The organism is Ruminococcus sp. AF31-8BH (genome assembly GCF_003460605.1).
Classification (GTDB): Bacteria; Bacillota; Clostridia; order Lachnospirales; family Lachnospiraceae; genus Blautia_A; species Blautia_A acetigignens.
The window spans coordinates 41,794-64,328 of the sequence record NZ_QTVN01000014.1 but is presented as its reverse complement, the minus strand read 5'-3'; the positions used below and the strand labels follow the sequence as shown (position 1 = coordinate 64,328).

The 22,535-nt window shown below is 46.4% G+C and carries 17 protein-coding genes and 1 riboswitch; of the genes, 3 read left to right on the top strand and 14 right to left on the bottom strand.

What is annotated here, in order from left to right; translation table 11 throughout:
• Nucleotides 1-16: 16 nt before the first annotated feature.
• Entirely contained in the window at nucleotides 17-829 is an 813-nt protein-coding gene (locus DWZ38_RS16300; protein WP_021925471.1) for a 4Fe-4S binding protein, read from the top strand.
• A gap of 206 nt (nucleotides 830-1,035) precedes the next feature.
• Here the strand turns inward: DWZ38_RS16300 and DWZ38_RS16295 are convergent, their stop codons facing one another.
• From DWZ38_RS16295 to DWZ38_RS16265, 7 genes are all read right to left on the bottom strand, one after another.
• On the bottom strand, nucleotides 1,036-1,833 hold the full coding sequence (locus tag DWZ38_RS16295; protein WP_021925470.1) for an HAD family hydrolase: 798 nt from the start codon (nucleotides 1,831-1,833) through the stop codon (nucleotides 1,036-1,038).
• Nucleotides 1,834-1,876: 43 nt separating this feature from the next.
• A complete protein-coding gene (locus tag DWZ38_RS16290; protein WP_021925469.1) occupies nucleotides 1,877-2,626 on the bottom strand; it encodes a DeoR/GlpR family DNA-binding transcription regulator in 750 nt (249 codons plus the stop codon).
• On the bottom strand, nucleotides 2,620-4,269 hold the full coding sequence (gene ptsP, locus DWZ38_RS16285; RefSeq protein ID WP_021925468.1) for a phosphoenolpyruvate--protein phosphotransferase: 1,650 nt from the start codon (nucleotides 4,267-4,269) through the stop codon (nucleotides 2,620-2,622). Before ptsP ends, DWZ38_RS16290 begins: the two co-directional genes overlap by 7 nt.
• Nucleotides 4,270-4,340: 71 nt before the next feature.
• Nucleotides 4,341-4,598: an HPr family phosphocarrier protein gene (locus DWZ38_RS16280; protein ID WP_021925467.1), complete on the bottom strand. Its 258-nt coding sequence runs from the start codon at nucleotides 4,596-4,598 to the stop codon at nucleotides 4,341-4,343.
• 139 nt (nucleotides 4,599-4,737) lie between these two features.
• Nucleotides 4,738-6,651 carry a fructose-specific PTS transporter subunit EIIC gene (locus DWZ38_RS16275; protein ID WP_117854193.1) on the bottom strand — a complete coding sequence of 638 codons (1,914 nt, stop codon included), beginning with the start codon at nucleotides 6,649-6,651 and terminating at the stop codon, nucleotides 4,738-4,740.
• 20 nt (nucleotides 6,652-6,671) lie between these two features.
• A complete protein-coding gene (pfkB, locus tag DWZ38_RS16270) occupies nucleotides 6,672-7,580 on the bottom strand; it encodes a 1-phosphofructokinase (protein ID WP_117854192.1) in 909 nt (302 codons plus the stop codon).
• A 362-nt stretch (nucleotides 7,581-7,942) separates the two neighbouring features.
• A complete protein-coding gene (locus DWZ38_RS16265) occupies nucleotides 7,943-11,665 on the bottom strand; it encodes an ABC transporter ATP-binding protein/permease (protein WP_117854191.1) in 3,723 nt (1,240 codons plus the stop codon).
• 347 nt (nucleotides 11,666-12,012) lie between these two features.
• Here DWZ38_RS16265 and DWZ38_RS16260 point away from each other — a divergent pair, with 347 nt between their 5' ends.
• Together DWZ38_RS16260 and DWZ38_RS16255 are read left to right on the top strand one after the other, a co-directional pair.
• A complete protein-coding gene (locus DWZ38_RS16260; RefSeq protein WP_021925463.1) occupies nucleotides 12,013-12,579 on the top strand; it encodes a flavodoxin family protein in 567 nt (188 codons plus the stop codon).
• Nucleotides 12,580-12,600: 21 nt separating this feature from the next.
• Nucleotides 12,601-13,998, top strand: coding sequence for a sodium:alanine symporter family protein (locus DWZ38_RS16255; RefSeq protein WP_117854190.1), 1,398 nt, complete (start codon nucleotides 12,601-12,603; stop codon nucleotides 13,996-13,998).
• Nucleotides 13,999-14,116: 118 nt separating this feature from the next.
• Here the strand turns inward: DWZ38_RS16255 and DWZ38_RS16250 are convergent, their stop codons facing one another.
• From DWZ38_RS16250 to DWZ38_RS16215, 7 genes are all read right to left on the bottom strand, one after another.
• Nucleotides 14,117-14,704, bottom strand: a complete 588-nt coding sequence (locus tag DWZ38_RS16250; RefSeq protein WP_243000313.1) for a hypothetical protein — start codon at nucleotides 14,702-14,704, stop codon at nucleotides 14,117-14,119.
• A 51-nt stretch (nucleotides 14,705-14,755) separates the two neighbouring features.
• A complete protein-coding gene (locus DWZ38_RS16245) occupies nucleotides 14,756-16,048 on the bottom strand; it encodes a sirohydrochlorin cobaltochelatase (RefSeq protein WP_117854189.1) in 1,293 nt (430 codons plus the stop codon).
• Nucleotides 16,049-16,302: 254 nt separating this feature from the next.
• Nucleotides 16,303-16,479, bottom strand: a riboswitch (cobalamin riboswitch).
• A 97-nt stretch (nucleotides 16,480-16,576) separates the two neighbouring features.
• Complete coding sequence (locus tag DWZ38_RS16235) at nucleotides 16,577-17,527, bottom strand: glycoside hydrolase family 43 protein (protein WP_117854187.1); 951 nt, start codon at nucleotides 17,525-17,527, stop codon at nucleotides 16,577-16,579.
• Between the two features lie 27 nt (nucleotides 17,528-17,554).
• Complete coding sequence (locus DWZ38_RS16230) at nucleotides 17,555-19,003, bottom strand: family 43 glycosylhydrolase (protein ID WP_117854186.1); 1,449 nt, start codon at nucleotides 19,001-19,003, stop codon at nucleotides 17,555-17,557.
• A 94-nt stretch (nucleotides 19,004-19,097) separates the two neighbouring features.
• Nucleotides 19,098-20,645, bottom strand: coding sequence for an extracellular solute-binding protein (locus tag DWZ38_RS16225; protein ID WP_117854185.1), 1,548 nt, complete (start codon nucleotides 20,643-20,645; stop codon nucleotides 19,098-19,100).
• Nucleotides 20,646-20,720: 75 nt separating this feature from the next.
• Nucleotides 20,721-21,590: a carbohydrate ABC transporter permease gene (locus DWZ38_RS16220; protein ID WP_117854184.1), complete on the bottom strand. Its 870-nt coding sequence runs from the start codon at nucleotides 21,588-21,590 to the stop codon at nucleotides 20,721-20,723.
• 9 nt (nucleotides 21,591-21,599) lie between these two features.
• The gene (locus tag DWZ38_RS16215; RefSeq protein WP_243000311.1) at nucleotides 21,600-22,535 is read right to left on the bottom strand and encodes an ABC transporter permease subunit; all 936 of its coding nucleotides are present in this window, start codon (nucleotides 22,533-22,535) and stop codon (nucleotides 21,600-21,602) included.

Here is a 22,535-nt window from a genome sequence, read left to right as displayed (position 1 = left end):
ACGGAGGAAAAATTTCATGATCAGAAAAATCATTCATATAGATGAAGAAAAATGCAACGGCTGCGGGCTTTGTGCCCGGGCCTGCCACGAAAGTGCCATCGGCATGGTGGACGGAAAGGCGAAGCTCCTTCGGGAGGATTACTGTGACGGTCTGGGGGACTGCCTCCCAGCCTGTCCCACAAATGCCATTTCCTTTGTAGAAAGAGAAGCGGCTGCCTACGATGAAGCCGCAGTTCTGGAAAATAAGAAGAAACTGGAAGCTGCTTCTGCTGCCCCGGCTCACACCGGATGCCCGGGAAGCATGGCAAAACTGCTGCACAGGGGAAATGCGGCTCAGGCAAAATCATCTTCCCTTTTTGGCAGCCGCAGCAATAGCAGTCAGAATACACCTGTTTCCAATCAACAGTTTTCTTCTGATAAAAACATGACTGCAGGCATTCAGCCTGGCTGTAATATGCCGGCAGAATCCCAGCTTCAGCAGTGGCCGGTACAGATTAAGCTTGTACCTGTAAATGCGCCTTACTTTGACGGAGCACACCTTCTCATTGCAGCAGATTGTACTGCCTACGCCTATGCAAATTTCCACCAGGATTTCATTAAGGGAAAGATTACCCTGATCGGATGTCCAAAACTGGATTCTATAGACTACAGCCAGAAGCTTACAGAGATCATCCGCCAGAACGATATTAAGAGCGTGACCATCGTGCGCATGGAAGTCCCCTGCTGCGGCGGAATCCAGCAGGCTGCCGTAAATGCCATGAAAGCAAGCGGAAAATTCCTTCCATGGCAGGTGTATACCATTTCCACGGATGGAAGAATTCTGCCCTGACACGCACCAGGATTCCCCTTTATTCCTCAAACTTAATATCTTAAATTTAAACATGCCCGAATGATGAAACAAGCCCCTCCGAACTGCCTATTATGCAGCCTGGAGAGGGCTTGTTATTCACATACTACAATCACTAATTGAATCGAATTCGATAGGTTTAAAATTCGGATTATAAATTTGTTCCCACAAGCCAAATTATTTAAATTCTACAATTCCAGAATCATCTTCAGCACATTCAGCACGCTGTCCGGACCGGGTTTTTCCAGGACATACTTTGCGGCTTGCTTGGCTTCCTCACGGGCGGTGGTAACGGCGTAGCTTTTGCCTGCTTCGGTGAGCATGCTCACATCATTGCAGTTGTCCCCAAATGCCACCACTTCTTCTTTCTTAGTAATCCCTAGACGAGCACAGAGTTTCTGTAATGCATTTCCTTTTCCGGAATGGATGTCTACAAAATCTACCCAGTAATCCCCAGACGCCATAATCTGAATCCGGTCACCGAAAATTTTCTTGGCTTCCTCGGCGCCTGCCGCAGCATCTACTTTCTCATTGTACATGGCAACCTTGGTCATGGTCTCCGGTGCATGCAATACATCATCTACTTCATTTACATGAAGCTTGTACCCCTCACGCAGCTTCTTCACAAACGCCTGATCCGCACGCTCCACATACGCCTGGGCACTTCCTGCAGTCATAAAGGAGGCACCTTCCTGGCTTCTGACGTATTCCACTACATCTTTCAGAACATCTGCCGGGATTGCCATTTTCTCAATAATCTCTCCCTGGAAGGAAATGATTCCACCGTTTCCTGCAATAAAATAAATATCGTCCTTTACAGGTGCAAAGACTCTGGCAATACTGTCATATTCCCTTCCGCTGACTGCCGCAAAAACGATTCCTTTTGCCTTTAATTTGTGGATAATATCATAAATCTCCGGATTGATATCCATAGTTCCTTCCTGAAGAAGCGTTCCATCCAGATCGGATGCAATTAATTTTATCATTCTTTTCAAGCCTCTTTCGTTTCTTAACACCCTCTGTTATTTTTTATTCCTTCGGCACCTCTACAAGGTTAGAACAGTCCTCATATCCTGCCGGGATCTTATCTGTGATCACGGTGGAACGGTAGAAATCCGCAAAGGTCACAGAACTGATATTGTCAAACTTGGAGCTGTCGCAAAGCACGTAGCACTCCCGGCACTGCTGCATGGCTGCTGACTTTACTGCTGCCTCATTGGCATCCGGGGTGGTGCATCCGCTCTTCTTGGTAATCCCGTTAGTTCCGAAAAATCCCTTGGTAAAATGGTATTCCCGAAGGGTATTCATCGCCTGATTGCCGATTACCGCCTCTGTGGATCCTTTCAATTCTCCTCCTACAAGAAAAACCTTAAAGCCCCTTTCTGCCAGAGACTGGGCATGTGCTACTGCATTGGTGACAAAGACCGCTCTTGTCACCTGGAGAAACTTCAGCATATCTCCGGTGGTGGTTCCTGCATCAATATACACAAAGTCCTCGTCCTGGATCAGACCCGCTGCATATCTTGCAATCCTATGCTTCTCCTCCAGCTTCAGTCCCATTTTCTCTGCTACGGAATATTCGTATGCAGTTACCCGCTCCTTCAATTCCACGGCGCCGCCGAAAACCTTCTCCAGCTTGCCTTCCTTGTCAAGTGCTGTGATATCCCTTCGCACTGTAGATTCTGATGTATCGAGAAGATCCCGCACCTCTGTTACGGTAATGCTTCCCTTTTCCCGCAGAAGCTTCAGGATGATCTCATGCCGTTGCTGTGTTAACATTCTTTTCCCGCCTTATATTCTCCAACATTTGTTTCCAGAATGATCTTGCGGAGCGGCAGAATGCTTCCCGGAGAAACAGAAAGCTCATCCACTCCCATTGCCAGAAACTCTTTCGTAAGTGACTGGTCTGCACCAAGCTCTCCACAGATTCCAGCCCAGATACCAGCCTTATGTGCATTCTCCACAACCATGGAGATCATACGAAGCACTGCCGGATGATGAGGATCAAAGAACGGATCCAGCTGTGGATTCTGACGGTCGATTGCCATGGTATACTGGCTCAGATCATTGGTTCCGATACTAAAGAAATCCACTTCCTTCGCCAGATTATCACTAATGATGGCTGCTGCCGGAGTCTCGATCATAATACCCTGCTCGGGATTGCCAAATTCTACGCCCTGGCTGGTCAGCTCCTGCTTCACTTCTTCCACGATCTTCTTGATCTGGCGTACCTCCTGCACGCTGGTGATCATAGGGTACATAATGGCAATCCTGCCAAATACACTGGCACGGAATAAAGCCCGAAGCTGTGTCTTGAAAATCTCCGGTCTGGTCAGGCAGATACGGATAGCCCTGCAGCCAAGTGCCGGATTCTCCTCATGCTCCATATGGAAATAATCGCACTGCTTATCTGCACCGATATCCAGTGTACGGATAATCACACGTTTCCCCGCCATCGTCTGTGCAACCTGTCTGTAAATCTGGAACTGCTCCTCCTCTGTAGGGAAATCCTCTTTCTCCAGATAGATAAATTCGCTTCTGAAAAGTCCGATTCCACCTGCATCATTCTGGATCACAGTTGCCAGGTCCTTGATGTTTCCTATATTAGCGTACAACATCACTTTCTGTCCGTCAAGTGTAACATTGTCCTTTCCCTTCAGGGTCTGGAGAAGCTGCTTTCTGGAAAGATCCTCTTCCTGTCGTTTCTTCATTTCCTCAAGAGTCTTCTCATCTGGGTCTACATAGAAGGTACCGCTTGCGCCATCCACAATTCCAAGCTTCCCATCCATCACACTATCAAGAGTCATGGAAGTATTCACAAGTGCAGGGATTGCCATGGTTCTTGCCAGAATAGCAGTATGGGAATTCAGGGAGCCCTTCACTGTGACAAAAGAAAGAACCTTATCCTTGTCCAACTGAACAGTCTCTGAAGGAGCCAGATCCTCTGCTACAATGATCTTTGGCTCGTCTGCGTCCACACTGCCTGTGTCTTCCCCATTCAAGATGGTGAGAAGACGCTCTGAAATATCCCGGACATCTGCAGCACGCTCCCGCATGTAGTCGTCATCCATGGCAGAAAACATCTGTGCGTAATTGTCTCCTGTGGTTGCCACTGCATACTCTGCATTCACGCCCTGGCTGCGGACAATGTTCTCTACGGATTCATTGTATCCGTCATCCTCCATCATCATCTGATGGACTTCAAAAATCGCGGCGTTGGCTTCTCCCACTTCTTTCAAGGCTTTGTCATAGAGGCCTTGGAGCTGGCGGATTCCTTCTGCCTTGGCTTTCCCATAGCGCGCCATCTCCTGATCCGGGTCTTCCACCTTCACGCGCTTTACCTGCTGCTCCTTCTTCTGATATACACTGATCTTACCGATGGCAATTCCGCCAAATACACTTTTTCCGTTATATACCTGCATGTTTTCTCTCCCACAAATACTTGTAAAAAACAGGACATACCCGCAGGTATGTCCGTCTCTTTCGCTGCCTCTTACAGAGTCTCCTGCATGAATTTGCTTACTGCCTCGTATGCGGCATCTTCATCTGCGCCTTCAAATGTAAGGGTGACCTCGTCCCCTTTCTTAACTGCCAGTCCCATCACTCCGAAGATTGCCTTGCAGTTCATAGCCTTGCCGCCCTTGGCGATCTTAATGTCAGAGGAAAAAGCCTTTACTGCCTTTACCAGTTCTCCTGCCGGACGTGCGTGGATTCCTTCCGGATCTGTTACTACATACTTAAATTCTCTCATGATGATTTCCTCCGTTTTTGTAATTTTATTTTTCTGCTATTTCTATAATTTCTTTATATCGACTTCCGGGTTCTCTGTCAACCCAAAAGCTATTTTTTATTATTTAGTTCTGCCTGCGCAGCCGTTATAATTGATAATCTTACGCGTTTTTCTTCTTCAGCAGTCCCAGAAGCACTGCAGAAACTACAGTTCCCACAACCAGTGTCACCAGATACATCACTGCATTTCCCATAACCGGGACTACAAAGATTCCGCCGTGGGGTGCCATTAAGGTACATCCAAATGCCATGGACATGGCCCCTGCAAGACCGGAACCAACGATGCAGGCCGGAAGCACATGAAGAGGATCCGCTGCTGCAAAAGGAATAGCGCCCTCTGTGATAAAGGCAAGTCCCATAATAAAGTTGGTAGGACCGGACTCTCGTTCTTCCTTTGTAAATTTATCCTTAAAAAGGAGAGTAGCAAGTGCGATAGCACATGGCGGAACCATACCGCCTACCATAACGGCTGCCATAATATCATAGTTACCTGCTGCAATCGCTGCAGATCCGAATACATAAGCTGCTTTGTTAAATGGACCGCCCATATCGATTGCCATCATTCCGCCAAGGATCAGACCAAGTACGATCTTGCTGGAGCTTCCCATAGATGTCAGTCCATTATTCAGTGCAGTATTAATACCGCCCATGATCGGCTCAACTACAAACAGCATCAGTAATCCCATTACCAGAATACCAACAACCGGATAGATCAGAACCGGAGCGATTTTCTCAAGGGCTTCCGGAAGCTTCTCGCATGCCTTGCGAAGTCCCAGGATAATATAGCCTGCTGCAAAACCAGCTACCAGAGCACCAAGAAAACCGGATGTTCCATTGGCTGCCATCATACCGCCTACAAAACCAAGTGCAAGAGCCGGTCTGTCACCGATGGCCATAGCAATAAATCCAGCCAGCACCGGAAGCATAAATCCAAAAGCCACATCTCCGATCTGCTTGAACATAGCTGCTGCCGGAGTGATGGTACCGAAGTTAGCACGTTCTGCCACATCCAGGGCATTCATATCAACCAGAAGTCCATCGATTAAAAACGCAATGGCAATGAGAATACCGCCGCCAACTACAAAGGGGAGCATATGGGAAACACCGTTCATCAGCTGTGTGTAAAGCTGGTGTCCCACTCCGCCGCCGGATTTCCCGGAGGTCTGCGCTGCGGCGGCTGCGTTGCCGCTGTGATAAACAGGGGCATTTCCTGACATGGCAAGCTCGATCAGCTCGTCCGCCTTATTGATTCCATCGGAAACCTGGCGCTGAATCACCTTCTTGCCGTCAAAACGATCCATAGGAACCTGTGCGTCTGCAGCCACAATGATGCAGTCTGCATCCTGAATCTCCTGAGGAGTCAGGACATTCTTGGCACCACCGGAGCCTCTTGTCTCAATCTTCACAAAGCAGTTCTTCGCCTTGGCTGCCTTCTCAATTCCCTCAGCTGCCATGTAGGTGTGGGCGATTCCGGTGGGACAGGAGGTAACAGCCAGGATCTTAAACTGATCCTCAGAAGCCTCTCCCATGTCTGCCAGACGTTCATCCACACTCTTCTTCTCTTCATCTGCCTGATCAATGATCTGAAGGAATTCCTCCGGTGTCTTCGCAGCGCGAAGGTTGGCAGTAAACTCCTCATCCATCAGCATCATGGAAAGCTTGCTGAGCACATCCAGATGTACATTGTCCTCTGTATTAGGCGCAGCGATCAAAAACAACAGTGTAACAGGCTCTCCGTCCAGGGAATCAAAATCAACTCCACCCGGAATGACCATGGCTGCAAGCCCCGGCTTATCTACTGCATCACATTTGCCATGAGGAATGGCAATTCCCTCACCGATTCCTGTAGTACTCTCTTCCTCTCTTGCATAAACCTGCTTCCGGTAAGCTGCCTCATCATTAATCTTACCGCTTCTGGTCATAAGTGCCACCGCAGCATCCAGGGTCTGGGATTTGTCTGCTGGAGCAGCATCCAGTGAAATACTTCTCACATCCAGTAAGTCTGTAATTCTCATTTCTACCTTTCCTCCTGATTCTATCCGATGATCTGCTGATAGACAGCCTCAATCTCTTCTCTGGTGGCAAGATTCTCAGAAAATGCGCTGGCACTTCCGGCTGCAATTCCCATGTGGAATGCATACTGATAATCCTGCTTCTCCATGTAGCCTGCCATAAATCCGGCTACCATAGAATCACCGGCTCCGACACCATTGATCAGCTTGCCCTTAGGTGCAGGTTCCTCATAAACCCTTCCATTCTCATCAATCAGAACAGCACCCTCTCCTGCCATGGAAATCAGCACATTCACAGCACCCATCTCCTGCAGCTTCTTCCCGTAAGGAATCACAGACTGGCGGGTATCCAGCTTCACGCCAAAGATTTCTCCAAGCTCATGGTTATTAGGTTTAATAAGAAATGGGTGGCAGGGAAGAACCTTCATGAGAAGATCCCTGGTGGCATCCACCACGATCCGCACTCCTCTGCCGTCCAGCATGGCCATAATCTTCTGGTATGCATCGTCCGGCATGGAGGATGGAATGCTGCCGGAAAGGAAAAGCACATCGCCCTCTCCAAGCTTTCCTAACTGCTTCATCAGCATGTCCACCTTGTCTGTGCCGATTCTTGGTCCCTGACCATTGATCTCAGTACCATCAATGCTCTTCAGCTTCAGGTTAATTCTGGAAAACCCTTCTCCAACCTGGATAAAACCATTCTTCACGCCCATGTCCTCAAGTCTGCGTGTGATCTCATCTCCGGTAAATCCTGCGGTAAAACCAAGGGCTGTACTCTCAATTCCCAGATTCATAAGAACTGTAGATACGTTAATTCCCTTGCCTCCCGGCAGAAGCATCTCCGAACTGGTACGATTGGTAAGTCCAAGCCGGAAGTCCTCTACCGACACAATATAATCCAGTGACGGATTAAAAGTCACAGTGTAAATCATCTCTGCCTCCTGCTTACTTTTGCCTGTTTTTGATTTGTTGTGCTTATTATACTTTCCGATACGGTCAAAGTCAATCAATCTTTTTCACAAGATTTGACCGTTTGATTTATCACATTTGCACAATTATGAATTATTTTGACTGAATTTGATTTTTTCTATGGAATATCATCCAAACGTGAGCAGATACATTTTCCCTGTTCTTTATAGTAGTATCCACAAATCTTTCTTTTTACTCTCAAGCCAGCAAAATCTTTCCCCGGCCAAACACAGGATTGCCCAGAATTTCGGGCGCAAAAAAAGCACAGGAACCAGAATTTTTTCTGATTTCTGCGCTTTTTTATAAAAACTGTCATCTCTGTTTTTTAATCTGTTCGAAGCGCTGTCACCGGATCGCTCTTCGCCGCTTTTCGTGACGGAATCAGACCGCCCAGCAAAGTAAGCACCACGCTTAATCCCACAAGCACCAGCGCTGCCACAGGCGGAAGGGATGCCTTCACGTTCACGCCGTCCGCCAAGGAACGGATTAGGCTGTTGGCTGGAATAAGAAGCAGCAGGGTGATTCCGATTCCCATTGCCCCTGCGCAAAAGCCGATAATAAAGGTTTCCGCATTGAACACCTGAGACACATTGTGTTTGGAGGCACCAATTGCTCTTAGAATACCGATCTCTTTTTTCCGCTCCAGAACACTGATGTAGGTGATAACACCGATCATAATGGAGGAAACCACAAGGGAAATAGCCACAAAAGCAACCAGCACGTAGCTGATAATATTCACAATATCCGTCACAGAGGACATCAAGGTTCCCACAAGGTCCGTATAGGTGATCACCTTCTCATCCTCTCCTGCTGCCTCCATATCTGCATTATACTGATCCAAGATGTTCACGATCTGGGATTTGCACTCGAAATCTTTTGGATAAATATTAATTCCACCTGGAACATTCAGGTCTGCGTATCCAAGCTTTTTCAGATTTCCGTCATAGGAAGCATTTTCATGTGACATCAAAGACATCATCAGCTCGGAAAGGTCATCCTCATTCATATTCATCTGGATGGCATTTGCAAAAGCCTCTGGATCAATGGCAAAGGCATTTTCCATACTGCTTCCCATCTGTCCCATTGCCTGGCTCATGGCTGTGGTAATGCTGGAGGTCACGCTTGTCATCACAGACTGAAGCGCACCCTGCATACTGTCGCTGATGGAGCCCATCATCTGCTCCATGGCAGTCTGGATTCCCTGTGTGAGCTGTGTTTCCACCTGGCTCATCACATCCGTGAATTTCGACTCAATGGCTTTGGTGATGGCATCGGAAAAAGCAGTCATCATATTTGTCATGTAGGTTTCCATTGCAGAGGAAAACTGCTTCTCCGCCTCACTGGTGTCGATCATGGAGGTCAGCCCCTTCATCAGACGGTTCTGTCCATCCTCAGACTGCATATATTCCACAAAATAGGTTCCAAGATTGGCCGGGTCCGGAAGCTGGTTAGCTTTGGCATATTCCGGATAGGCCTGAATCACATCTTTCATAAGAAGCTCTTTGATCTGGTCTGCTGTGATCGTCACCGTCACGCTTCCCTGAATCAGCTCATTGGCCTCCTGCCGGATCTGCTGCTGGATGTCGCTCTGGCTAAGAAATCCCAGAATGCTGGCAGCATCTGCTTTTTCTATTCCATTGGCCCTGGCATATTCCTGGTACTGATTCATCAGCTTCACTGCAGCGGCGATCATTTTTTCTGTGGAAACGTCCACCTTGATATTGTCATTCACCAGCTGCTCAATGTCTGCAGACAGCCTGTCATTTACTTCACTGGAACTAAGAAACTGCTGGATGGCCGACTGCATCTTTGACAGATCCGCCTCCGGCTTATCCTGAATGCTCTCCTGGTATCCTTCCAGAACATCCTTCAGAAGCGCAGTGGCTTTTTCCTCTGTAAAATCAAACTTCACAGACTTCAATGCCTCACTCATATCCGGAACCTGATCTGCCGGAAGTTCCTTCAAAATCTCTTCCGGGTCAATGGCATCGGATAGATCCAGATTCAAGTCTCCAAAGCTAATCAAACTGGAAAAATCAGGCATGCTGCTTCCGGAAAAATCCATGCTTCCGGACAGATCCGGCATATCCATGCTCATTCCCGAGAGAGCCATGCCGGAAAGATCCATATTAAAAGCACTTTCATCGATCTGAAAGGCCTCCTTCAGGGCATCCTCATTGATGCAAAAAAGAGATTCCATATTAAATTTGCTTTCCTCCTGGTCTTCCTTCCCAAACGCCTCCCCTGTGAAAACATTGATTTTTTCATTTTCCAGCTGCTGCTTTACAATGTCACTGGACGCTGCCTTTTGGATCACATGTCTGGTAAGTGCCGGCGTATAGCCAATTCCTGCTGTGAGCATAGATGCTGTGGCACCTTCTGCAGGCTGTACGATTCCTACAATAGTAAGGTCCTCCCCATCTGCCACCAGTTTTTTCATGTAAGCACTGTTGTCAGATTTGTCCTTCCAGACCTTGTATTCTGAATCATATTCGTAATAATCCGTACTGTTTACAAGCTTGAAGCTGGTTCCGAGAATCTGATCACAGGAATAGGTTTCTCCATTCTCTGGCGCCTCAACTGCTTCCTCTGCCATAAATTTCTGCACCATATCATCCAGCTCTTTACTGTCCCGAAGGCCCAGTGTGTACTGGAGAAAATCGCTGATATCTCCATGTGAGGTAAGCACCAGCACACATTCCTGGTAATTTTCCGGCCATCTGCCGGCTTTCACATCATACTGATTTTTGTACAATTCTTCATTCTCCGGCATTTCGTAGAACACATCTGTACTCATGGTAGAAGACATAATGCTGTTGGAGGAACCGGAGCCAAGACCCATTGAGGAAAAGGATTTGTCCGGATTTACCTGGCGGATGCCGTTTTTTTCCTGGCGGAAAATCTGCGGGGAAACTAAATAGCTGTATTCCACAGAATTAGCATACTGGTCCACCTGACTTTCGTCACTGTCCAGAAACGTTTTCAGAGATTCCAGATCATTGGAATTCATCTTGGAAAACATATTGGTGACCATCTGCGCCACCCCTACCTCTCCTTCTTTTTTCTCACTCTGGGCAGACGCCGCCCCCATCATCATGGAAGTCAGATCCACCCCTGTGCTCTGAATCTGCAGAGGATACTCGGAAAGGGTCTCCTCCTCCATGTCTGTAATGTATTTGTCTACGCCATTAGATATGGAAAGAATCAGGGCAATTCCGATGATGCCGATAGAGCCGGCAAAGGAAGTGAGAAGGGTTCTTGCCTTTTTTGTCTTCAGGTTCTGAAAGCTAAGAAACAATGCAGTGAAAAAAGACATAGAGGATTTTCCCATGTTCTTGTGAACAGGTGCTGCCATCTGCTTTGTATCCACCTCAAAGGGATCTGTATCTGACAGGATTTTTCCATCCTTCACAGTCACGATTCTGGTTGCGTAAAGCTGGGCAAGCTCTGGATTGTGGGTTACCATTGCTACAAGGCGCTCCTTTGCAACCTCTTTCAGAAGCTCCATAACCTGAACGCTGGTATCAGAATCCAAGGCCCCTGTCGGTTCATCCGCGAGAAGAATCTCCGGGTCATTGACCAGGGCACGGGCAATGGCTACTCGCTGCATCTGTCCGCCGGACATCTGACTGGGACGCTTGTGAAGCTGGGCGCCAAGCCCCACTTTCTCAAGAGCTTCTTTGGCTCTGCGCCGTCTCTCATTTTTGGAAACACCGGAAATGGTCAGGGCAAGCTCCACATTGGCCAGCACAGTCTGATGGGGAATCAGGTTATAGCTTTGAAAAACAAAGCCAATGGTGTGATTTCTGTAGGAATCCCAATCCCTGTCCTTATATTTCCTGGTGGAAATTCCATTGATGATCAGGTCTCCGCTGTCGTAACGGTCCAGGCCACCGATAATATTCAAAAGAGTGGTCTTGCCAGAACCGCTTGGACCTAAAATTGCCACAAATTCATTGTCCCGAAGGCTAAGACTCACTCCGTCCAGGGCTCTTTGCACCAGATTTCCGGTTCTGTATTCTTTATGTATGTCTTTAATCTGAAGCACTTGCAAATTCCTTTCTGCTGTTTATATGGTATGAGTGTCAAAAGGTCTTTTGGCACTCATTTGATCCCCGGATTGCTACGCAGCTACGCTGCTCCCGCAATCCTCCAAATATTCGAAATCCGCTGATTTACTGCGTAAATCGCTACTTTCTCATATTTGGCGTGTCCCAAGTTCAAAAGCCTTATCGTGCAAGCACGAACGGCTTTTTGACCTTTTGACACTGGTATCATTTAATTTTTCTATTATATCCTGTAAATGTGAATATACTGTGTCTTGAAATTAAACCACACCTATCGTATAATAAAGAAATATATTAACGCTTTAGCGAGATGAAAGGATGAAAGAACATGAAGGTTTTACTTTTAAACGGCAGCCCGCGTAAGGAAGGCTGTACCTTCACTGCACTTAGTGAGGTTGCAAAGACTCTGAATCAGAACGGAATTGATACCGAGATTTTCCAGGCAGGAGATCCTGATAAAGATAACGTAAAAGCCGCGGCAGCGAAATTAAAGGAGGCAGATGCTCTGGTTGTAGGTTCCCCGGTATACTGGGCTTCCCCCACAGGACAGATTATTGAGTTCATGGATAAGCTCTGCTCCATGGCAGGCAAAGACATGCTTCACAAGCCGGCTGCAGCAGTTGCCTCTGCAAGAAGAGCCGGAACTACTGCTACCCTGGATGTGCTTCAGAAATATTTCAGCTATCACGAGATGCCGGTTGTATCTGCAAACTACTGGAATATGGTACACGGCAATACTCCGGCAGAGGTACAGCAGGATGAAGAGGGATTACAGATCATGCGTACCCTGGGAAGCAATATGGCATGGCTTCTGAAATGTATCGAAGCAGGGAAAGCGGCGGGAATTACCACTCCACAGGCGGAGGATAAGATCAAAACAAACTTTATCCGATAAAAAACTTAAGAGAGGTATTTTATGCTGCAGATTATCGAAACCATTAATACAGCTGTCAATAATTTTATCTGGGGAGTCCCTGCAATGGTCTGTATTTTCGGCGTCGGACTTTACCTTAGCATCCGCACCGGTTTTCTTCAGATCCGCAAATTCCCCTATGCGATCCGCACTACTCTTGGACGTATTTTCCGCAAGCGCAGCGCTTCCGACGGCGCTATCACTCCTTTCCAGGCTGTGTGTACGGCTCTTGCCGCCACAGTAGGTACCGGAAATATTGCCGGCGTGGCAGGTGCCATTGCCATCGGCGGACCCGGTGCTATTTTCTGGATGTGGGTCTCCGCACTTTTCGGAATGTGTACCAAATTCGCAGAGGTTACCCTTGCCGTTCATTTCCGTGAGATCAATGCAAACGGGGAACTGGTAGGAGGACCGATGTACTACATCAAAAACGGTCTTGGCAAAAAATGGAACTGGCTGGCTTATCTGTTTGCGGCCTTCGGCGTTCTCACCGTATTCGGAACAGGCAATGCCACACAGGTAAATACCATTACCACAGCTATTAACTCCGCACTTTTAAATTATAACATTATTAGCGAAAGCGCAGTTTCCACATCCAATCTGATCATCGGTATTGTGATCGCCATCCTGATCGCCATGATCCTTCTTGGTGGAATCAAGCGTATCGGCCAGGTAACAGAAAAGCTTGTTCCGTTTATGGCACTGCTTTACATTCTTCTTGGACTTGGAGTAATTCTTCTGAACATCCAGAATGTTCCGTCCGTATTTGTTTCTATTTTTAAGGGAGCTTTCCAGCCCTCCGCTGTAACCGGCGGTATTATCGGAAGCATGTTCCTCAGTATAAAAAAGGGGGTTTCCCGTGGTATCTTTTCCAATGAAGCCGGTCTTGGTACCGGATCCATTGCACATGCATGTGCAGATACCAAGAAGCCGGTAAAGCAAGGTATGTTCGGAATTTTTGAAGTATTTACAGATACCATCGTCATCTGTACTCTGACTGCACTTGTTATTCTGTGCAGCGGCGTTCCCATCACTTACGGAGAAGCCGCAGGTGCTGAGCTGACCATCCTTGGATTTACTTCTACATATGGAAACTGGGTATCCATTTTCACTGCAGTTGCAATGTGCTGCTTCGCTTTTTCCACAGCACTTGGATGGGGCCTTTACGGTGCACGCTGTATCGAATTCCTGTTTTCCGAAAAAGTAATCAAACCATTTATGGTTGTCTATGCTCTGGTTGCTATCCTTGGTGCCACTGCAAATCTTGGACTGATGTGGAATATTGCCGAAACCTTTAACGGTCTTATGGCAATCCCCAACCTGATTGCATTATTCCTGCTCTCCGGAACAGTTGTAAGACTGACAAAGGAATACTTTGCAGGAGAGGGAAAAGAAAATTAAAACAGATATATAAAAAGACAGGCTTCCCGGAATCAATATCATTTAACAGAAATGATATTGCCCGGGGCCTGTCTTTTTATAAGAAATATTGTAAGGGTTTACTTGTTAGCTGTGAAAATCAGTTTTTGGAATCCTCTGCTTCTTTTGCTTCAGCATCTGCTGTCTCGCTGTCATCCTCACCGATCACTACTGCGTTTTTCTCTTCCTCAGTCTGCTCTTTTGCATCTTTTACGCTGACTTTATGATCATACCATTTACCCTTTTTGCCAAGGATGGCAAGGTCAAACTCTTCGTCCAGCTTCTCAACCGGAACATTGAAGCCGTAAACCTCCTCTGACATTCCGTCACTGTAGGTAACAGTATCTGTAGTAGGCTGGATCAGTTCAGCTCCATCCTTCTGTGCGTCCTCAGCTGTTCCAAGGAAAAGATTTACGATATTCTTGGAGACAAGTGTAATATGAACGGTCATTTTGCCATCCTTCACTGTAAGAACTGCTCTTCCATTGCATGCCTCATTTACATGGAACATGCCGCTGTCTGTGTCAAACTCCACACCGTATACGCCGTCTTCAAGCTCAGCTTCTGCGGTGTCCTCTGCTTTGGCAGCTTCTGTCTGTGCCGCTTCAGCCCATACAGGTGCAACACTTCCTGCTGTCATAGTGGAAATACTTACTGCTGATAATAAAATGACTAATGAACGTTTCATAATAACTTTTCTCCTTACTTTTTGATGAATTGAAAATAAAACATCAACAGATTATTTTGCAATAGAATCAATTGCTTCCTGAGTATGCTCTACATAAAGCTGCTCAACTGCATCAATTCTTCCAAGTCCTTCGATCTGGCAATCGATCTCATCGAACTCTCCGGAAGCCTCGAACATGCTCTTCCAGGAATCCTCATCGTCACCGGCCATATCGTTGTTTGCATGGTCACCTGCAACAACCATAAGCGGACGAAGAACAACCTTCTTGAAGCCTGCATCTTTTACTTTGTCGATTACAACATCGCAAGCGGTATCTTCCGGCTCACCCTCTACAGTACCGATGAATGCGTTTGTAAATCCAAGCTTCTCCATCTGTGTCTGCATCTGGTTGTATGTAACATTTGCTGTGTGAGAGGTTCCGTGTCCCATGAATACGAATGCGGTTCCATCCTCAGCAGCAGCTTCCATGCTGTCATATCCTGCGCTCTTTACAGCTGCATCTGTAACTGCCTGTGCAACAGCAGCCTTGTCTTCGTTGATAGCAGTAGCGTCTGATCCAACCTCACCAAGCATTGGCTCAGCGATTGCTACAGACTCAAATTTATCTTTGTACTCATCGATAGCTTCTACCATCTCATCGTACTCTGCACCGTGCATAAGGTGTGTAGGCTGAACAACCAGATTCTTAACACCGTTTGCTACTGCACGGTCAAGTGCCTGCTGCATGTTGTCGATGTGCTCATCATCTCTTGCCTGTACATGGTTGATGATGATCTGAGCGGTAAATGCTCTTCTTACAGACCAGTCCGGGAAAGCTTCTGCAAGAGCATCCTCGATTCCCTTGATATCCTCAACACGGCTGTCGTTGAAGGAAGTACCAAAGCTTACCACAAGAAGCTCGTTCTCACCGATCTCATCCTGGTTACGAGGATCATCCTTGGAAGCATCTCCTGTATCGCGTCCGAAATATTCCGGGCTTGCTTCTTCTCCCTCTACCAGCTCTTTCTGAGCGTCTGTCAGAGCATCCCATGCTTCCTTAGCTTCCTTGCACTGTGCATCTGTGTCGTCTGTTCTCTCCTGAACATAGATTGCATCGATAAGTGCTGCAACTTTATCAGCTGCCTCCTGATCTGCGTCAGATGCCTCTGCATCGTCTGCTGTCTCAGCGTCGTCTGCTGCCTCAGCGTCATCTGCTGCCTCAGCGTCATCTGCTGCGTCATCTGCTGCTTCGTCAGTTGTCTCCTCGGTTGCTTCCTCTGCAAATGCAACAGTTCCTGTTGCTGCAGTCATGCTTGCTGCCATGGATGCTGCAAGAAGCAGTGCTAATAAAGATTTTCTTTTCATTTCTTTTTCCTCTTTTTCCTGTATTTCCGGATTGAATTATGTATAAGGACACGGCCCGGCAGGGCTTTTTCTACGGCAGGAAGCTTCTGTGATTCCTGCTTTGTAAAAAAGCAGCTGCAAACTCTGCAGCTGCACTTTCCTCATAAACACATTTCCTCCAAACAGGATTACAATGATATGAGTATCAAAATATCTTTTGACACTGGTATCATTCCTATATATTGCTATGAGAATAAGGTTCTGTGTACCGCAGACCCACAATTCCACGCAAAGGCAGTTCTCCTGACTTCGTTCAACACTGCTTCCCCTTCCCGGTTACCCAGTGGGCTCTGAAGCAGCTCCCTTACACAGTGACGGCATCGTTCCGGATTCTCACCGGATTCTCTCTTATGCATCATGTTCATAATGCGACCTTTGCGTTATATCATTATACATATTCGACTCGGATATCTAATAGATACCATAATTTTATGTATTTTTTATGAATATATTATGGATTTTTTATTAACTGCCATTTTTATCATGCTTTTATTCTTCTTCCGTTTCCCAGTCCCAAGATTTCAGGCGATCATACTCTTCTTCTGTTATTTTCAGAATGGTACCGTGCTTAAACAGATAGGGGAAAAAGCATTTCTCATCACAACATTCAAAGGTCCCGGCTGCCAGGCTTTTCCCGTAAAATGCCATATATCCGATGCCTTTTCTGTTTTTTCCATAGTAGTCCAAAAACAAGTTCCAGCTGCCATCTTCCAGCTGAACTGCTGCCGGACCTTCATACATTCCAGCCTCCAGTTTATCCATACTTTTATCAAAAGCTTCCACGGGAACATAGGGGCCTGTTGGACTTTCGCTTTTATAAAGCCGTATTCTGGTGGCGCGGTCTTCATTTTTTACGAACAGGTAATACAAGCCATTCTCTTCATAAATGGCAGAGTCAATGACCGTGCTCCCCTCCAGTTCAAACAGCAGAAAGGGCCTAGTGAAATGTTCAAAATCCCGGGTACGGCTGGCATAAATCGCTTTGCTGGAAAAATCATCAAAGTTTCGGCTTGATGACCAGTGCACAATGTAATTTTCTTCTATTGGATCGTAAATCACATCCGGTGCCCAGAAACAGCCAAAGGTTTCATCCCCAAGATAGAGCATTTTCTGCCTTGACCAGTGGACCAGATCCTCAGACTCCCACTGAATCAGGCACTTGCTTCCCATTCTGGAAATTGCATCCCAGGATCCGCCATACCTCCCGTTCATTTCATAGGAAATGCTTAAATCTGTCCCCAGAATATAAAATTTCCCATTGAACCGGTTTCTTACGATGGCGAAATCCCGTCCTCCTTTTTCTCCCTGGTAAGACCACAGCACGGGCTGTCCCCCATTCAAAGCTTCCCAGTGATACCCGTCTTTACTCACAGCAAAGCGCGCCTGCTCCCCATCCGGTGTTTTTTTCTCCTGAAAATGTACAAATAAATATGCGCTCATCTTTTTCTCCTTTTCATAATCTGCCTTCTATTTCAATCCGCGATATACAAAATTTTGGAACAACGCAAAGTTCTTCCCGGCAGCAAACAGTCCCGGCCTTAAGCTAAGAAAACCATTGTAAGCATGGGTATTCTGGCTTTCCGTGTTAATTACATAGTTCAGCTTCTTATAATGCATTCCGTCCAGGCTGTAGAAAAAGCAAAGATACTGCTCATCGTTTCGCATTTTCAGCCAGCATTCTTCTGCGCCGATTTCCTTCACCGCGAGAACACATCCCAACCGATAGATGGTCAGAATCCCGTTTTTCAGACCTACTCCATTATAAATACGGCTGTTATACTGCAAAATCAATCCCGCCTCACATTCCGCTTCCGGACACACATAAACCGATGCCTCATAACTGTGATCTCCGGTGATCAAAGTAAACGGATTAGAAGCAAAAATGTCTGCTCCTGTTGCCTGCATTTTCAGCCCATCTTCCCCTCTCCTGTAATTTGCAGGGTCAAATTTCCCCCACGCCCTCCAGCCTGTGATTTTCTCTTCAGAAAAATCATCTGAAAAACAACTTGTGTCTGTTATCTTTTCGCCTGCCGGTTTCTTCGAAGCTTCATCCGCCCGCTGCGTCACCAGCGGCCAGCCATCTTCCATAAATTCTACAGGAGACAGCAAAAGCTTTCTTCCATGGGCGGCATACCCTTTTTCATAAGCATGATAGATTACCCACCAGTTTCCAGCCAGATCCTCCACAAAATGTCCATGTCCCTTTGACTGCCACTTTTCATTTCGGTTCCAGGTATGCACAACCGGATTGTACGGAGATACTTCCCATGGACCGGTCAGGCTTCTGGCTCTTGCGCACATGATCATATGTGAAGTCGCCGGGCCGGATGTTCCGCCGTCTGCATAGGTGAGATAATAAAATCCATCCTTTTTGAAAATATTAGGAGCTTCCGGGAAGGCCCCCTCAATGTCCCACTGATCTGAAATCTCCGGTGCTTCAAAAAGCTGACGCATCTCTCCTGCTGTCTGAAGCCCATCCTCTGACAGGGGAACCATACTGTTTTCGGAAAGCAGCAGATAGCGTTTTCCTTTTTCATCCGTCACATGCCCCGGATCAATATGTCCGATTTTCAAATCAATGGCCTCGCTCCAGGCTCCGTCTATTTTTTCAGACCAGATCACCCAGTTGGTTCCCTGTCCGCAAAAGTAAATATAATATCGGTCTTTATATTTCAAAATATCCGGTGCCCACACTTCCCCTTCAAACTTTCGAAGAGGATGGCAGATCAGCTTCCAGTTTACCAGATCCTTTGACCAGTAAATAGATAAGCCTGGATAGTAAGGGCCTGTAGACGCTGTCAGATAATAATTTTCCCCTTCCCTGAAAACCGCCGGGTCTGCATAGTCTCCATCCAGAATGGGATTCTGATAATATCCGTTTCCAAGGTCTGCTTTATGTACCAATTCCTGAAACATACTTCCTCTCTTTCCGAAAATAAGGGACCGGAAATATACGCTCAATATGCCCGGTCCCTCACTTCAATTTTCACTTCATCTTTTTGAAATTCGATTATTTATTCAGCTCTGCATTTACCTGCTCGATCACATCATCCAGACCGTCGCTCTGATATTTTGCATAAATATCAGCCCACATATCCTCTACAGGATCTGTTCCGGTCATGATGGTAATGGTGTCTGTCTCAAGATCCAGATTCAGATCTAAGCCTAATTTTTTTACAATTTCTGTGCATTCAGAATTGTATTCCGGAATGGTCACATCTTTTGCCTGCTCTACGATCTTGCGGTTTGCTTCGTTATATGCTTCCGGCCAGTCTGTGGCAAATCTCTCATCATAGGTGCTTGGATTCCAGCGAACCAGAGATTCAAATACCTTAATGCAAGGATAGGTATCTTTTACATTTACATCATCATGAAGCACTACTTTGCCGTCCTCCAGGTCATACAAATCTCCCTCTAGTCCATAGGTTCCCATTAAGCTTCCCTCATCTGACAGAAGATAATCGTACAACTTCAGGATCTTGTCCATTTTCTCATCATCTACTGAAGAATTAATGTAGCTCTCGCTCCATGCATAATCCCAAACTGGATATGCGGTATTTCCATCTTTGTCAGGCATCAGATTCAGAACCTTTACATCCGTCAGGAAGTCTTCTCCATGAACGCTGTCCCAGTATTTGGCAAGATTGTTATAATTGTCAGCACCAACGCCGCCTGCATAAAGGATTGCAGCACTCTTTCCCTGAAGGAATTTTTCTCTGGAAGACTGGTTGTTAGTCAGGGCAATGTCTTTCTCAATAGTTCCATCCTCGTATAAATCTCTCATCAGCTGGAATGCAGGAATCATATCCTCTGCAAAATAAGCAGGCTCATAGGTTCCATCTTCTGTTTCTACCCATTTGTAAGCAATTCCCTGGTCACATGCGATCATGGAAGAATAAGGAAGGAACATGGCACTGAAAAGGCCTTTTGTATTTGCTGTCATACCCTGGATTCCAGTACCCTCCGGGTCTGCTTTCATAATTGCCTGGATCATCTCATCAAATTCCTGCCAGGTAGTTGGCTCTTCTGTGATTCCGGCCTCTTGTGCCAGATCCCAGCGGTAAGCAATCTCACGGTCCATGGAAGTCCATTCCTGGGAGACATAGGATTTTCTCGGAATGCAGTAAACGGTTCCGTCTACCTTTGCACTGCTGACGATTTCCTCATTGGACATATACTCTTCCAAATTTGGATATGCGGAAAGATCCTCCGGGATTGCCTTGATCACGCCCTGAGTTGCCCAGTCTGTAAAGGTTTTGCTGTTTCGGAAATCCCCTGCAAATACATCCGGCAGACTTCCAGAAGAAGCCCACAGCTGGATTTTCTGGGTATAATCATCCCATGTAATATTTACCGGAGTGATCTTAATGTTCAGCTTGTCCTCGATCTCACTGAGCACATCATCTCCTACAAATGCAGAATCCGCATCCCAGTAGGCAATAGAAATCTCCACCGGGTCATCTGCTGCCTGCACACACATTGCAGAGGCGCCAGTTCCAGTCAGTGCTATCACTGCTCCAAGTCCCATACTCATAAAACGCTTCATTCCTTTTCTCATCCTGTTTCCTCCTTTAATGAAACTCTTTCACGTTTTTTTATACACACAGGCTTTGTATTTCCTGTAAGTGTTTCGTTATTCCTTGATTCCGCCAACCATAACTCCATTGACAAAATATTTCTGAAGATATGGATAAACCAGCATAATTGGCAGGGCAGTTATCACAATTGTTGCCATCTGTACCGCAGAGGTAGATACTTTCTGGGTGCTTCCCATCATCTGCTGTGCCTGGGTAGAAAGCTGCGAATTCAGGCTAGTCAGAATATCACGCAGGTAGATCTGCAGCGGTGACAACGCTTTTTTGTTGATGTAAAGTAGTGCGTTGTACCACTCATTCCAGCGGTCTACAGCATAGAACAGGGTAAAGGTTGCCATAATCGGTTTGGAAAGGGGAAATGCCACCTTCCACAGCATGGTCCATTCTCCTGCCCCATCCAGCTTGGCTGCCTCAAACAGCCCGTCCGGCAATCCCAGGAAATAATTTTTCATAATGATCAGATAGTAAGTATTGATGGCAGTTGGAAGAATCATGGCCCATACCTTGTTGATCAGTCCCATATCCTTGATTACCATGTAGGTCGGCACCAGTCCGCCGCCAAACAGCATGGTAAATACGATCACGGACATGATCATGTTTCTTCCATCCAGATACTTTCTGGAAAGCACATAGGCTGCAATTACGGAAAGTACCATGTTTACTGCAGTTCCCACAATGGTTACAAATAAGGATACCAGCAGGGAATTGATAAAATCCGAATCCTGTATAATGGTCTTGTATCCGGTGAGATCCAATGCGAATGGCAGAAGGTATGGAATGTGCTTTGCCACAGACTCCGTATTGGAAAAGGATAATATGATAACATTGTAAAAAGGATATAAGGTAAGCAGCGCCAGTGCTGCAAACATTATGATTACAACCACATCAAATGTACGACTCTTTTTCATGTTCCCCTCCTAATACAGTCCATTCTCACCCATTGCCGTAACCGTTTTGTTTGCAATGGTGATCATGATGATTCCGATTACAGATTTGAACAGTCCGATCGCGGTGGAATATCCGAAGTTCAGACCGCCTGTAATAAATGATTCTCGAAAAATATAGGTATCTAGGGTATCTCCCACTGCATAAACGCTTGGGGAATACAGATTGAAAATCTGATCAAAGGAACCATTTGTCATCACCTGTCCCACAGCCAGGATCAGCATAATGGCAATGGTGCTTCGAATTCCCGGCAGTGTAATGTGCCAGATTCTCTGCAGCCTGGAGGCTCCATCCACCTCCGCAGCCTCATAAAGTCCCGGATCAATGGATGCAATTGCTGCGATGTAAATAATGGAATCCCATCCCACTTCCTTCCAGATATTTGAAATCCAGATAAAAGGCCGGAAACTCTGCGCTCCCGCAATTGGGGAAACAGAAGCCAGTCCAAATGCTCCCAGAATCTGATTGATAATCCCGCCGGAACCAAACAGATTGATCAAGATTCCAGCCAGTACCACCCAGGAAATAAAATGCGGAAAGGTTATGATAGTCTGAAAAAATTTCTTCAGCTTTCCAGATCTTATTTCATTTAGAAAAACTGCAACAGCAATGGCACAGGGCATCTGAAAGGCAATTCTTCCAAGGCTGATGATAATAGTGTTTGACACCGCTCTTAAAAATTCCGAGTCAGTCATCATTTTCTGAAAATGTGCCAGCCCTACAAAAGGACTTTTCCAGATCCCCATGTCAAATCGATAATTTCGAAATGACAGGGACAAACCGCCAGCAATGGGCAGATAACAGAACAATACATACCACAAAAGGATCGGCAGAATCATCAGATATAAAACACGATTGTTTTTGATTCTTTTTCTTCTTGCTTCCCTTTCCCGTTTCTTTAATTCCAC

Excerpts from the sequence above, each read along its gene's own strand:
- DWZ38_RS16300 (WP_021925471.1), top strand. The coding sequence starts at position 17 with ATGATCAGAAAAATCATTCATATAGATGAAGAAAAATGCAACGGCTGC.
- DWZ38_RS16295 (WP_021925470.1), bottom strand. The coding sequence starts at position 1,833 with ATGATAAAATTAATTGCATCCGATCTGGATGGAACGCTTCTTCAGGAA.
- DWZ38_RS16290 (WP_021925469.1), bottom strand. The coding sequence starts at position 2,626 with ATGTTAACACAGCAACGGCATGAGATCATCCTGAAGCTTCTGCGGGAA.
- ptsP (WP_021925468.1), bottom strand. The coding sequence starts at position 4,269 with ATGCAGGTATATAACGGAAAAAGTGTATTTGGCGGAATTGCCATCGGT.
- DWZ38_RS16280 (WP_021925467.1), bottom strand. The coding sequence starts at position 4,598 with ATGAGAGAATTTAAGTATGTAGTAACAGATCCGGAAGGAATCCACGCA.
- DWZ38_RS16275 (WP_117854193.1), bottom strand. The coding sequence starts at position 6,651 with ATGAGAATTACAGACTTACTGGATGTGAGAAGTATTTCACTGGATGCT.
- pfkB (WP_117854192.1), bottom strand. The coding sequence starts at position 7,580 with ATGATTTACACTGTGACTTTTAATCCGTCACTGGATTATATTGTGTCG.
- DWZ38_RS16260 (WP_021925463.1), top strand. The coding sequence starts at position 12,013 with ATGAAGGTTTTACTTTTAAACGGCAGCCCGCGTAAGGAAGGCTGTACC.
- DWZ38_RS16255 (WP_117854190.1), top strand. The coding sequence starts at position 12,601 with ATGCTGCAGATTATCGAAACCATTAATACAGCTGTCAATAATTTTATC.
- DWZ38_RS16250 (WP_243000313.1), bottom strand. The coding sequence starts at position 14,704 with ATGAAACGTTCATTAGTCATTTTATTATCAGCAGTAAGTATTTCCACT.
- DWZ38_RS16245 (WP_117854189.1), bottom strand. The coding sequence starts at position 16,048 with ATGAAAAGAAAATCTTTATTAGCACTGCTTCTTGCAGCATCCATGGCA.
- DWZ38_RS16235 (WP_117854187.1), bottom strand. The coding sequence starts at position 17,527 with ATGAGCGCATATTTATTTGTACATTTTCAGGAGAAAAAAACACCGGAT.
- DWZ38_RS16230 (WP_117854186.1), bottom strand. The coding sequence starts at position 19,003 with ATGTTTCAGGAATTGGTACATAAAGCAGACCTTGGAAACGGATATTAT.
- DWZ38_RS16225 (WP_117854185.1), bottom strand. The coding sequence starts at position 20,645 with ATGAGAAAAGGAATGAAGCGTTTTATGAGTATGGGACTTGGAGCAGTG.
- DWZ38_RS16220 (WP_117854184.1), bottom strand. The coding sequence starts at position 21,590 with ATGAAAAAGAGTCGTACATTTGATGTGGTTGTAATCATAATGTTTGCA.